The organism is Cryobacterium breve, from assembly GCF_004402375.1.
GTDB lineage: Bacteria > Actinomycetota > Actinomycetes > Actinomycetales > Microbacteriaceae > Cryobacterium > Cryobacterium breve.
Genome location: NZ_SOGJ01000022.1, coordinates 103,000 through 116,004, shown reverse-complemented (window position 1 = coordinate 116,004; position 13,005 = coordinate 103,000). Strand labels below are relative to the sequence as shown.

Sequence of the window (13,005 nt, the reverse complement as noted above, 5' to 3'; positions counted from 1 at the left end):
TTCGGACACGTGTTCCCGCCACCCGGGGAACAGGTGTCCGGAACGGGCACACTTGTGTCGGGGCGGGGTCACCGCGGAGGAGTTTAGAGTGAATTCATGACTGGAATGCACGGCGGTGGAGGCGGCGGCGGCGGTCGGCGCGGCCGGGTCAGCGGCGGCGACGCCGTGGCGCAGCGGGCCGAGAACGCCGAAGCCCCCCGCATCCAGAACCTGCTTCGCCGCATCATCGGCCTGTTCGCACCGCACCGGGCGGCACTCACAGTCACTGTTGTGCTCGTGCTCATCAGCGCCGGCCTGTCGGTGGTGCCGCCCCTGCTCGTGCAGCGCGCCTTCGACGAGGGGCTGTTCCCGCCCGACGGCAGCCCGAACGTGCAGCACCTGGCCGTGCTCGTGGGCGTGATGATCGCCATCTACCTGGGTTCCCAACTGCTCGGCGTCTGGCAGACCTGGCTCACCGCCACCGTGGGCAACTCGGTGATGGGTGCGCTGCGGGTGCGCTTGTTCACGCACCTGCAGGCGATGGAGCTGAGCTTCTTCACCCGCACGAAGACGGGCGTCATCCAGTCCCGGTTGCAGAACGACGTGGGCGGCGTCGCGAGCGTGCTCACCAACACCGTCTCCAGCCTGCTGGGCAACGCCGTGACCGTGATGGCAGCCCTGGTCGCCATGCTCCTGCTGAGCTGGCAACTGGCCATCGTGGCCGTGATCCTGATGCCCGTGCTCGTCTTCGCGCAGCGCCGGGTCGGCCAGGTGCGCGCCCGGATCGCGGCCAAAACCCAGGAGTCGCTCTCGGATATGACAGCGATCACCCAGGAGACGCTGAGCGTTTCCGGCATCCTGCTCTCGAAGAGCTTCACCCGGCAGCAAACGGAGATCCGGCGGTACGCCGACGAGAACGCCAACCAGGTGAAGCTGCAGATCAGTCAGCAGATGAGTGGCCAGTGGTTCTTCGCGATGGTCAGCATCTTCCTCTCCAGCATTCCCGCGATCGTCTATCTCGCGGCCGGCCTGCTGATGGGCAGCGGCACGACCGTCATCACGGCCGGAACGATCGTGGCCTTCACGACCGTGCAGTCTCGCCTGCTGTTCCCACTTCTCGGACTGATGCGCGTCGCCCTCGACCTGCAGACCTCGAGCGCCCTGTTCGCGCGCATCTTCCAGTACCTCGACCTCACCCCGCAGATCAGTGACGCCCCGGACGCAGCCCCCGTGCCCACGGCCGGAGAAGCGGTTGGGCGGGTCGCCTTCGACCAGGTCACCTTCGCCTATCCGGACACCGGCACGGAGTCCCGCCCCACCCTGAACGCCGTCTCCTTCACGATCGAACCGGGGCAGTTCGCCGCTTTCGTCGGCCCGTCCGGCGCCGGCAAGACCACCGTGTCCTACCTTATCCCCCGGTTCTACGAGGCCTCGGTAGGCCGGGTGCTCTTCTCCGGCGTCGACGTGCGAGCCCTCCGGCAGCAGTCCCTCGTCTCCCACATCGGCATCGTCAGCCAGGAGACCTACCTCTTCCACGCCACCATCGCGGAGAACCTCCGCTACGCGAAACCGGAGGCGACGGATGCCGAACTCGAGGCCGCGGCCCGGTCGGCCAGCATTCATGACACCATCGCATCCTTCCCGGCCGGATACGACACGATGGTGGGGGAGCGCGGCTACCGCCTCTCCGGCGGCGAAAAGCAGCGCATCGCCATCGCCCGGGTGTTGCTCAAGGATCCGGAGGTGCTCATCCTCGACGAGGCCACGAGCGCCCTCGACGCCATTTCCGAGCGTGTCGTTCAGGCGGCCCTGGACACAGCGTCCCGGGGGCGCACGACCATCGCGATCGCGCACCGGCTCTCGACCATCGTGTCGGCCGATGTCATCTTCGTCGTGGACGCCGGCCGGATCGTGGAGAGCGGAACCCACATCGAGCTGCTCGCCGCGGACGGCGTCTATGCGCGCCTGTATTCCGAGCAGGTCACGTCTCCGTCACCCGCGTCACCTCCGTCGCCCGCGCGGATAGAGTTGTTACGGCCCGAATCCCTGACGAAGACCCCTCGATGAAGGACTCTCGATGAAAATTGCCGACACCGTTCTCGACCTCATCGGCGACACCCCGCTGGTCAAACTGCACAGGGTGACCGACGGACTCAGCGCCACCGTGCTGGTCAAGTTGGAGTACCTGAACCCGGGCGGCTCGGCGAAGGACCGTATCGCGGTGCGGATCATTGATGCCGCCGAACGCGACGGCCTTCTGCTCCCTGGCGGCACCATCGTCGAACCGACCTCGGGAAACACGGGCGTCGGCCTGGCGCTCGTCGCCCAGCAACGCGGTTACAAATGTGTGTTCGTGCTGCCGGACAAGGTGGGCGAGGACAAGCGCAACGTGCTCACGGCGTACGGCGCCGAGATCGTGGTGACGCCGACGTCCGTCGCCCCCGACCACCCCGATTCCTACTACAGCGTGTCAGACCGGTTGGCCCGGGAGATCCCGGGAGCGTTCAAGCCCAACCAGTACTTCAACCCGAACGGGCCGCTCAGTCACTACGAGACGACCGGGCCGGAAATCTGGCGCGACACCGACGGCACCGTGACGCACTTCGTCGCGGGCGTCGGCACCGGCGGCACCATCACCGGCACCGGCCGGTATCTGCGCGAGATTTCGGGAGAGGGCGTGCGCATCATCGGCGCCGACCCGGAGGGGTCCGTATACTCCGGCGGCACCGGCCGGCCGTACCTGGTCGAGGGCGTGGGCGAGGACTTCTGGCCGGGCGCCTACGACCCGGCTGTGGTGCACGAGGTGATCTCCGTGTCCGACGCCGACTCCTTCGCGATGACCCGCCGGCTCGCTCTCGAAGAGGGAATCCTCGTCGGCGGTTCGAGCGGGATGGCCGTCGTGGCCGCACTGCGCGCGGCGAAGACCCTCGGCCCTGCCGACACCATCGTGGTGCTGCTGCCCGACGGCGGGCGCGGCTACCTGGGCAAGATCTTCAACGACGGCTGGATGCGCAGCTACGGTTTCAGCAACGCGCCCGCGGGGCACACGGTCGGCGACCTCCTCTCATCCAAGACCGGCGCTCTGCCGCCGTTCGTCTACGTGCACCCCAGTGCCACGGTGCACGACGCCATCGGCGTCATGACCGAGGCCAGCGTCTCCCAGGTGCTGGTGCTCACCGCGAAGCCCCCGGTCGTGATGGGGGAGGTCGTCGGCGCGATCGACGAACGCCGGCTGATGGAACTCATCTTCTCCGGCGAGGCCGAACTGTCCGACCGGGTCGGCGAGTTCGTCGGCGACTCCCTCCCGCTGATCGGGGTCAACGAGCCCGTCGGGGCCGCACGCGCCGCGTTCGCGGGCCACGATGCGCTGCTCGTCACCGACGGCGGCAAACCACTCGGAGTCATCACCCGCCACGACCTGCTCACCTACCTGAGCGCCTAAACAGCATGACTAAGGACGAATCAATGGCTCGCACACCGAACTTCGACACCCTCGCCATCCACGCTGGGCAGGAATTCGACCCGACGACCGGCGCCGTGATCCCGCCGATCTATCAGACGTCGACGTATGTGCAGGAGAGCATCGGGCACCTGCGCGGCGGCTACGAGTACAGCCGCGGCGGCAATCCGACCCGCACCGTGCTGGAGACCCTGCTGGCCGCACTCGAGGGTGGCAAGCACGGCCTGTCCTTCGCCAGCGGACTCGCTGCGGAAGACACCATCTTGCGCGCACTGCTCGCACCGGGCGACCACATCGTGCTCGGCAACGACGTCTACGGTGGAACCCACCGGCTGATCAACCGAGTGCACGGCGCCTGGGGCATTCTCAACTCCACTGTGGAGATGAGCGACCTTGCGGCCGTCGAACAGGCCATCATCCCGGGCGAGACGAAGATCCTCTGGGTGGAGACGCCCAGCAACCCGCTGATGAAGGTCTGCGACATCGCCGCGCTAGCGCAGATCGGCCACCGTTTCGGCGTGACCGTGATCGTGGACAACACGTTCGCCTCACCGGCACTGCAACAGCCGCTGGCCCTCGGGGCAGATGTCGTCGTGCACTCCACCACGAAGTACCTCGGTGGTCACTCCGACGTGCTCGGCGGCGCCCTGATCATCAACGACGACGAGCTCGCCGAGAAAGCCCAGTTCCTGCAGTTCGCCGCCGGTCCGGTGTCGGCGCCGATGGATGCCTGGCTCACGGTGCGCGGAATCAAGACCCTCTCGGTGCGGATGGACCGCCACTGCAGCAACGCTCAGGCGATCGCCGAGCACCTGCAGGGCCACCCGGCGATCGACCGGGTCTACTACCCCGGCCTGCCGACACACCCCGGCCACGAGCTGGCAAAGAAGCAGATGAGCGGCTTCGGCGGCATGCTGTCGATCTCCTTCGCGGGCGGCGCGGCCGCGGCACGTTCCTTCGCCGAGGCCACGCACCTGTTCCAGCTGGCTGAATCTCTCGGCGGTGTGGAATCGCTCGTCAACTACCCCTCCGAGATGACCCACGCGTCGGTTCGCGGCACCGAACTCGAAGTGGCGGACAACATCATCCGTCTCTCTGTCGGCATCGAAGATGTCGCCGACCTCATCGACGACATCGATCGAGCCCTCGGGTCGGTCTAGCCGAAACCGCCGTTCGCCGACCGCCCCGACGTGCAGCACCGCGACCTGTAGCACCGGGACCCCTTGGCCCGTCGCGAATTCGTCGGAGATTGTGCCCAAATCCGGCCGAAACCCGCCGATTGAGCAGGTTCACCCCAAAATCTCCGTCGAATTCGTTCCGAACCGGAGCGTACTGGCGGTACACGGTGAGGAACGTCCGCTGTAGGCGTGCCCGACATCGCATGCCGCTGGGTGAATTGAGACTGTACGACCATGCCTGCAGGGGCATTTATCTCCGGATTGGCACCCGCGCCCGGTATTCCTGGCCCCGCGGCGCGGGGCCGGTGCGGGTGCGCCGCGGGGCGTCCCCGGAGTGCATACTGGTTCTGCGATCACAATTGTGACCGTGCACATACGAGCAAGGTCTTCCTGTGACTCTCGATCTGCCCAAGGGGCGTGCCCCGAGCATCCGTGATGTGGCGCGCCTGGCCGGGGTCTCCCACCAGACCGTGTCCCGTGTACTCAACGATCACCCCAGCATCCGCGATTCCACTAAAGCGAAGGTGCTTCAGGTCATGGAAGACCTGCAGTACCGGCCGAACCGGGCTGCCCGCGCACTGTCGCGTGGGCGTTCGCGCACCATCGGGCTGCTGTCGGCCGAAAGTGCCTACGGGCCGGCCAGCAGCATCGCGGCCATCCAGGACGCGGCTCAGGAGGCCGGATATTACGTCAACACGGCCAACCTCACGAACGTCGACCCGGAGTCGATCGAGGCGGCCCTAGACCATCTGATGAACCAGTCCGTGGAGGGGATCGTTGTGATCGCCCCCCAGGTGCGGGTCTTCGACGTTCTCGAACAGCTGTCGATCGATGTGCCCTTCGTCACCCTGTCGTCCCGGGGCCTCCTCAATGACAACTCCCTGTCCGTCGATCAGATGACCGGGGCCAGGCAGGCCACGCGGCATCTGATCGACCTCGGGCATCGCCAGATCTACCACCTGGCCGGGCCGCAGGACTGGATCGAGGCCGAAGCGCGAATGCGCGGCTTCCTCGATGAGATGTGGGAGAAGGACGTGCCGACTATGGCACCGATCCTGGGCGATTGGACCGCCGACTTCGGCTACCACGCCGGCCGGGAACTGCTCCGGATGCGGGATTTCACCGCCATCTTCGCGTCAAACGACCAGATGGCGTTGGGGTTCATGCACGCCTGCCGTGAGGCCGGGCTGGTGCTGCCGCGCGATATGAGCATTGTCGGCTTCGACGATATACCGGAAGCGGCACATTTCTGGCCGCCGCTGACGACGGTGCGCCAGGACTTTGCCGAACTCGGCAGGCGGTGCATCGCCCTGCTGCTGAGCAGCCTCAGTGACGGGGCCCCGAGTGAACGCCCGGAGCCGATCGTTCCCCAGCTGGTCGTGCGCGGGTCGACTGCGCCGCCGCTGTTCTGACCTGTTGCCCTGCTCCCGTCGACGGTTTGCACGGGGTGCCGAATGCTGTTACGCAAGCGTGACAAACGGAACTTGACACCGGGGCTGGACACGGGGCTATAGTGACAATGTGATCGGTCACATAGGCCCGGTCGCCGCCGTATCTTCTAGACGCATGACATTGAGGTCAAGCTTGTGAGCACACTTTTCCACCTGCCCGGCAGCTCCGTTGCCGCCCTGCTGAGCGGGGGTGGGTTCGACGTATCCTTCGGCCCATCCAGCCCGTCTTCGGTGTGGGACACCAGTTGTGGACCCGGGCGTGAGGAGTCCAACGATGTCCAGTGACCACGTAATCCTAGAGATGCGGTCGATCACCAAGGAGTTCCCCGGGGTCAAGGCCCTATCGGACGTCTCCATCACGGTGAACCGCGGCGAGATCCACGCGATCTGTGGCGAGAACGGCGCCGGCAAGTCCACGCTGATGAAGGTGCTCTCCGGCGTCTACCCGTTCGGCACGTACACGGGCGACATCATCTACCAGGGCAAGAACGTGCACTTCAAGGACATCCGTTCCAGCGAAGAAGCTGGCATCGTCATCATCCACCAGGAGCTGGCGCTCATCCCCGAGCTCTCCATCACCGAGAACATCTTCCTCGGGAACGAGCCGACCAAGTGGGGCGCGATCGACTGGATCACCGCCAAGAAGACCGCCCTCGAGCTTCTCGCCCGGGTCGGACTCCGCGACGACCCGGACACGTTGATCAAGAACATCGGCGTCGGCAAGCAGCAACTCGTCGAGATCGCCAAGGCCCTGAACAAGTCCGTCAAGGTGCTCATCCTCGATGAGCCGACCGCGGCCCTGAACGAATCAGATTCCATGCACCTGCTGGACCTGATCCGCGGGCTCAAGGGCAAGGGGATCAGCTCCATCATGATCTCCCACAAGCTCAACGAGATCGAACAGGTCGCGGACTCCATCACGATCATCCGCGACGGCAAGACGATCGAGACCCTGGATGTCGTCGCCGACGGCGTCAACGAAGACCGCATCATCCGTGGCATGGTCGGTCGCAGCCTGGAGAGCCGCTTCCCGGACCGCACGCCGCACATCGGTGAGGTCTTCTTCGAGGTTCGGGACTGGACCGTGCAGCACCCGCAGGTCGCGGAGCGCATGGTCGTGAAGGGCTCGAGCCTCACCGTGCGCAAGGGCGAGATCGTCGGCATCGCGGGTCTGATGGGGGCAGGCCGCACGGAACTGGCGATGAGCATCTTCGGGCGGTCCTACGGCAACTTCCTCTCCGGACACATCTATAAGGACGGCAAGGAAATCGTCCTGAAGAGCGTCGCTGACGCCATCGATCACGGTCTTGCCTACGTGAGTGAGGACCGCAAGGCGCTGGGCTTGAACCTGCTCGACGATGTGAAGCGCTCCATCGTCTCTGCAAAGCTGGCGAAGATCTCGTCCGGACCGGTCGTCAACGACTCGAAGGAATTCGGAATCGCCGAGGAATACCGCAAGAGCCTGCGGATCAAGACCCCCAGCGTCAACGCGGGCGTCGGCAAGCTCTCCGGCGGCAATCAGCAGAAGGTGGTTCTGGCCAAGTGGATGTTCACCGACCCCGACCTGCTGATCCTGGATGAACCCACCCGTGGCATCGATGTGGGTGCGAAGTACGAGATCTACGGCATTATCCAGCAGTTGGCCGAGCAGGGTAAGGGAGTCATTCTGATCTCATCCGAGCTGCCGGAGCTCCTCGGTCTCGCGGACCGCATCTACACGGTCTTCGAGGGTGCGATCACCGACTGCATCCCGGCGGAATCCGCCGATCCCGAAACCCTGATGAAAAGTATGACCTCCGCAAGGAAGAAGGTTCAGAGCATATGAGTGAAGACACGAGTACCCGCAAGAGCGCGCTTGGTGATCTGAAGAGGATCTTCGGCAGCGGCAGCTCGAACCTGCGGCAATTCGGCATCCTCTTCAGCCTGATCGCCATCATCCTGCTCTTCCAGTACCTGACCGACGGACTGACGCTGTCCTCCGGCAACCTGATCAACCTGGTCAGCCAGTACTCGTACATCCTGATCCTCGCCATCGGCATGGTCATGGTCATCATCGCCGGTCACATCGACCTGTCGGTTGGTTCGGTTGCCGCCTTTGTCGGCATCGTGGTCGCCACCGCGATGCGGGACTGGAACTTCCCGTGGCCGCTGGCGATCCTGCTGGGCCTGTTCGTCGGAGCGCTGATCGGAGCCTGGCAGGGTGCGTGGGTTGCATACGTCGGGGTTCCCGCCTTTATCGTCACCCTGGCCGGCATGCTCATCTTCCGCGGTGGCAACCAGGTCATTGGTAACGCCAACACGGTCCCCGTTCCCGACGGTTTCACGATCATCGGCTCCGGTTACCTGCCCGAGGTCGGCCCGAATACCGGCTATAACAACTTGACCCTGCTGCTAGGGCTCATCATCGTGCTCGCGGTCATCTACGCCGAGTGGCGGGCCCGCCGAGTGCAGTCGATCATGGGTTCGACGCCCGCCCCGCTCTGGGTGAGCATCGTCAAGGTCGTCCTCCTCTGCGCGGTCATCGTCTACGCCTCCATCCTGTTCGCTGGAGGCCGCGTCGGAACGAGCTTCCCGGTCTCCGGAATCATCCTCGGCGTGCTCGTGCTCTTCTACGCATTCGTCACCCGCAACACGATCTTCGGCCGTCACGTCTACGCTGTCGGCGGCAACAAGCTCGCCGCCGAACTCTCCGGGGTCAAGTCCCGCCGGGTTAACTTCCTCGTCATGATGAACATGTCGATCCTCTCCGCTCTGGCCGGAATGATCTTCGTCGCCCGCTCGGTGGCCTCCGGCCCACAGGACGGCCTCAGCTGGGAACTCGACGCGATCGCCGCCGTATTCATCGGTGGTGCGGCCGTGTCCGGCGGAATCGGAACCGTCGTCGGTTCCATCATCGGTGGCCTCGTGATGGCCGTGCTCAACAACGGATTGCAGCTTCTGGGAGTCGGCTCCGACTGGGTGCAGATCATCAAGGGCATGGTGCTCCTCGTGGCCGTCGGCGTGGACGTCTGGAACAAGAGCCAGGGTCGCCCGTCGATCATCGGCCTGCTGACCCGCAAGAAGAAGACCGCCGAGTTCCCCTCCGAACCGCCCATGGTCGTACCCGACTCCGGCACCCCGGACACCGCTCGGCCGCAGTCGACCCTGCCCAACTAGCCGGGCGTCCGCGCATCCCATTCCTATCCCTTCACCAAACCACAACGAACAGAAAGTAATCACAATGCGAAAGATTCTTGCGACAACTGCGATCGCTGCAGTGGCCTTGATGGCACTCTCTGGTTGCTCCACCCGCACGGAGACCGCAGGCGGAGACGGCGCTGCTGCCGGCTTCGCCGAAGACTCGGTCATCGGTGTTGCGCTCCCCTCGAAGACCTCGGAGAACTGGGTCCTCGCCGGCGGGCTCTTCGAAGACGGTCTCAAGGAGGCCGGCTACAAGGGCGACGTGCAGTACGCCGGCGCATCGACCACGGTCAAGGACCAGCAGGACCAGATCTCGGCGATGGTCACCAACGGTGCCAAGGTCATCATCATCGGTGCTGCTGACGGTGGCCAGCTGGCCACCCAGGTGCAGTCGGCCCGCGACGCCGGCGCGATCGTGATCGCCTACGACCGCCTCATCCTGAACACAGAGGCCGTCGACTACTACGTGGCGTACGACAACTTCAAGGTCGGTGAACTCCAGGGCCAGGCGCTGCTGGACGGACTGGCCGCGAAGAAGGCCGAAGGCCCGTACAACATCGAGCTGTTCTCCGGTTCCTCGGACGACGCCAACGCCCCGGTCTTCTTCGGCGGCGCAATGAGCGTGCTGCAGCCGAAGATCGATGACGGAACCCTCGTCGTCGCCTCGGACCAGACCGACATCAAGCAGACGGCGACTGCCGGCTGGAAGGCTGAGAACGCGCAGAGCCGCATGGACGCACTGCTCACCAGCACGTACAGCGACAAGACGCTCGATGGCGTTCTCTCCCCGAACGACACCCTCGCCCGTGCGATCATCACTTCGGTGAAGGCCGCCGGTAAGGACATCCCGGTTGTCACCGGTCAGGACTCCGAGGTCGAATCGGTCAAGTCGATCATGGCCGGCGAGCAGTACTCCACCATCAACAAGGACACCCGCGTGCTCGTCGACAAGGCCATCGAGATGGTCAAGGTTCTCCAGAAGGGCGACACCCCCGAGGTCAACGACACCGAGTCCTACGACAACGGCAAGATCGTCGTCCCGGCGTACCTGCTGCCCCCGGTCATCGTGACCAAGGACAACGCTGCCAAGGCCTACGCGAACGACCCGACCCTCGCCCCGCTGACCGAGTAACACCCCGGCAGTACACCTGCATCACAGCGTTCAGACGGCTGGGCCGGCTCCTCACGGGGCCGGCCCTTTCGCATGCCTGCCCTGTCCTGCGCCTGCGCTGTCCTGCGCCTGCCGTGCCCTGTCCTGCGCCTGCCCTGCCGTGGCGCATCCTATAGAAGGAGGCGCACGGTCTACCGTGCGCCCGCTTCCACGAGGTGCGCCGCGAGCGGCGCAAGGGTCGCGGCGACCTGTTGTCCACAGGGGTAGGGGGCACCCGAGTTGTGCACGGATGTCCGGCTCAGCCGTTCAGGTCGGCTGCCCGCGCGCAGGGTGAGGCATGACTCAACTTCTGGACGTCGTCAGCGCCCGCCCTGACGGGCTCATCACCTACGCCGAGCTCCGGGAGCGCGGCCTCAACTCCCACGCCGTGGACTCCCTGATTCGCGGTGGCGCACTCGTGCGAACGCGCCGCGGCATCTACGTTCCGGGGGAGGCGTGGCGCGCGGCCGGGCCCGATCAGCGCTACCGCCTGTTCGTGCTCGCGACGGCTCTGGTCGCGTGCCGCCCGCTCGTGCTGTCGCATACGTCGGCCGCGGTGTTGCACGGGCTGCCGATCATCGGCGACTGGCCGCGCACGGTGCACATGATCAACCCGGATGCCTCCGGCGGCAGTACCGCCAGGTTTACGACCAGCCACCGCGGGGCTCCGGCCCCCGACCCGTCGTTCATCGGAGGGATCGCGGTGACCTCGCTGCCGCGCACCCTGGTGGACGTCGCGGCGAGCACCAGCTTTCTCGTAGGCGTCACCATGATCGACCATGCCTTGCGGGTCGAGCAGGAGCGGGTCACGGCCGAGGCTCGCCGCAGCATCCGTGGTCGCCGTGCCCTCACCAAAGAGGACCTGTTCGCCGAGCTCGCGGCGGTGAAGCCACGGGCCGGTGCGAGGCAGGCCGAACGTGCCATCGCCTTCGGGAACGGGCTGTCGGCCAACGGCGGGGAATCTCTCAGCCGGGTGCGGATGTTCCAGCTCGGGTTCGAGGTGCCCGAGCTGCAGGTCTGTTTTCCCGACGTGGGTGGCCACGACTATTGGGTGGACTTCTACTGGCGCCGCATCCGCAAGATCGGGGAGTTCGACGGCAAGCTCAAGTACACCCGCGGCGCGGTGTTGGGTGACCGGGATCCGGGGGAGGTCGTCTGGGAGGAGAAGCGCCGCGAAGACGCGCTGCGCCACCACTCCGACAGCTTCGACCGCTGGGACTGGGCGATCGCGTTCTCGGTGCAGCGCTTCCACCGGTTCCTTGTCGAGCGCGGGGTGCCGCGCGCCTGACGCGTGCCGCCGCGAGCCTCCGGGTGCTGCCGCGTGCCGTGGCGGGGTGCCGTGGCGTGCCGCCGCGAGCCTCCGGGTGCTGCCGCGTGCCTCCGGATGCCGTGGCGTGCCTCCGGATGGCGCGGCACCCTCTGGATGCCGTGGCGTGCCGCCGCGTGCCTCCGGATGCCGCGGCGCACCCTCTGGAAGCAGGCGCACGTTCTACCGTGCGCCTCCTTCCAGAGGGTGCGCCGCGAGCCGAGTCAGCGGGGGGGAGCGCGGGGGTGCGCGGGGTGCGCGGGCCGGTCGCGACACGCCGACAGGGTTTCCACAGGTGCAAGTTCCGCCCGGGCGCTGCCTGTGGATAACTCGGCTGTTTTCCGCGTGATTCTGCTCGTATCGCAGCTGTGGGGCTGTGCACAACCGGTGGAATGTCGGTGGATAACTACATACTTGTAATTACTGCATGTAGTGGCCGTTCCCTTTGAGCATCACTAGATGTAGTATTGAAGTTCAACACACAGCACGCCTTGAACTTCAGATTTCACATGAAAACCGATTTTGAGCACTGATGTTTGAACCGATTTTGAATACTGATTCCTGAACGACGAGAAAGGCCCAGCCATGGCAATCACGGTCTACACCAAGCCCTCCTGCGTGCAGTGCACTGCAACCTACCGCGCCCTGGATAACAAGGGCATCGAATACGAAATTCTCGACCTCTCGGTCGACGAGAACGCCCTGGAAGCCGTCAAGGCCCTGGGCTACCTGCAGGCTCCCGTCGTCATCACCGATGAGGACCACTGGTCGGGCTTCCGCCCCGACAAGATCAACGAGCTCGCGCAGCGTCTCGCCTAACACCGCGATGCCGGGGGCGGCGTCGCAGAAAACTGCGACGTGTGGCGTGCCGACTTCTCACCACTAGGGGGTGTTCCATGACCGATATCGTTTATTTCTCCAGCACCTCGGGCAATACGCACCGCTTCATTGAGAAGCTGGGCCGCCCGGCCGCGCGCATCCCGATCTACGCGCGCGATGAGCCGCTCCAGGTCAGCCAACCCTACGTGCTGGTCGTGCCGACGTATGGCGGCGGCGACAGCAAGGGAGCGGTGCCCAAGCAGGTCATCAAGTTTCTGAACGACGAGCAGAACCGCTCGCTAATCCGCGGCGTCATCGGCGCGGGCAACACTAATTTCGGCACGGGCTACTGCCTCGCCGGGGACATCATCGCAAAGAAGTGCAAGGTGCCCCACATGTTTCGCTTTGAAGTATTTGGAACTCCGGATGATGTGCGCATCGTCCACGACGGATTGGAATCATTTTGGAAGCAACAGCCGTGA

At 65.2% G+C, this 13,005-nt stretch carries 10 protein-coding genes; all 10 read left to right on the top strand.

Translation table 11 applies throughout. The features are described 5' to 3' along the window. The first annotated feature begins 96 nt into the window (after positions 1 to 96). The 10 genes from E3O65_RS09470 to nrdI all read left to right on the top strand — a co-directional run bounded on the left by E3O65_RS09470 (position 97) and on the right by nrdI (position 13,005). Positions 97 to 2,046 (top strand): ABC transporter ATP-binding protein, encoded by a 1,950-nt coding sequence (locus E3O65_RS09470; protein ID WP_422386415.1) that lies wholly within the window; start codon positions 97 to 99, stop codon positions 2,044 to 2,046. Between the two features lie 10 nt (positions 2,047 to 2,056). Further along, positions 2,057 to 3,421 carry a cystathionine beta-synthase gene (locus E3O65_RS09465; RefSeq protein ID WP_134363485.1) on the top strand — a complete coding sequence of 455 codons (1,365 nt, stop codon included), beginning with the start codon at positions 2,057 to 2,059 and terminating at the stop codon, positions 3,419 to 3,421. A gap of 23 nt (positions 3,422 to 3,444) precedes the next feature. Further along, entirely contained in the window at positions 3,445 to 4,599 is a 1,155-nt protein-coding gene (locus E3O65_RS09460; protein WP_134363484.1) for a cystathionine gamma-synthase, read from the top strand. Between the two features lie 410 nt (positions 4,600 to 5,009). Further along, on the top strand, positions 5,010 to 6,029 hold the full coding sequence (locus tag E3O65_RS09455) for a LacI family DNA-binding transcriptional regulator (RefSeq protein ID WP_134363483.1): 1,020 nt from the start codon (positions 5,010 to 5,012) through the stop codon (positions 6,027 to 6,029). A 313-nt stretch (positions 6,030 to 6,342) separates the two neighbouring features. Next, complete coding sequence (gene mmsA, locus E3O65_RS09450) at positions 6,343 to 7,893, top strand: multiple monosaccharide ABC transporter ATP-binding protein (protein ID WP_134363482.1); 1,551 nt, start codon at positions 6,343 to 6,345, stop codon at positions 7,891 to 7,893. Further along, positions 7,890 to 9,224, top strand: coding sequence for a multiple monosaccharide ABC transporter permease (gene mmsB, locus E3O65_RS09445; RefSeq protein ID WP_134363481.1), 1,335 nt, complete (start codon positions 7,890 to 7,892; stop codon positions 9,222 to 9,224). The genes mmsA and mmsB overlap by 4 nt, the downstream gene beginning before the upstream one ends. Before the next feature lie 64 nt (positions 9,225 to 9,288). Continuing rightward, a complete protein-coding gene (locus E3O65_RS09440) occupies positions 9,289 to 10,380 on the top strand; it encodes a substrate-binding domain-containing protein (RefSeq protein ID WP_134363480.1) in 1,092 nt (363 codons plus the stop codon). 316 nt (positions 10,381 to 10,696) lie between these two features. Next, positions 10,697 to 11,686: a type IV toxin-antitoxin system AbiEi family antitoxin domain-containing protein gene (locus tag E3O65_RS09435; RefSeq protein WP_134363479.1), complete on the top strand. Its 990-nt coding sequence runs from the start codon at positions 10,697 to 10,699 to the stop codon at positions 11,684 to 11,686. Positions 11,687 to 12,289: 603 nt separating this feature from the next. Then, complete coding sequence (nrdH, locus tag E3O65_RS09430) at positions 12,290 to 12,523, top strand: glutaredoxin-like protein NrdH (protein WP_134363478.1); 234 nt, start codon at positions 12,290 to 12,292, stop codon at positions 12,521 to 12,523. Between the two features lie 77 nt (positions 12,524 to 12,600). After that, on the top strand, positions 12,601 to 13,005 hold the full coding sequence (gene nrdI / locus E3O65_RS09425; protein ID WP_134363477.1) for a class Ib ribonucleoside-diphosphate reductase assembly flavoprotein NrdI: 405 nt from the start codon (positions 12,601 to 12,603) through the stop codon (positions 13,003 to 13,005).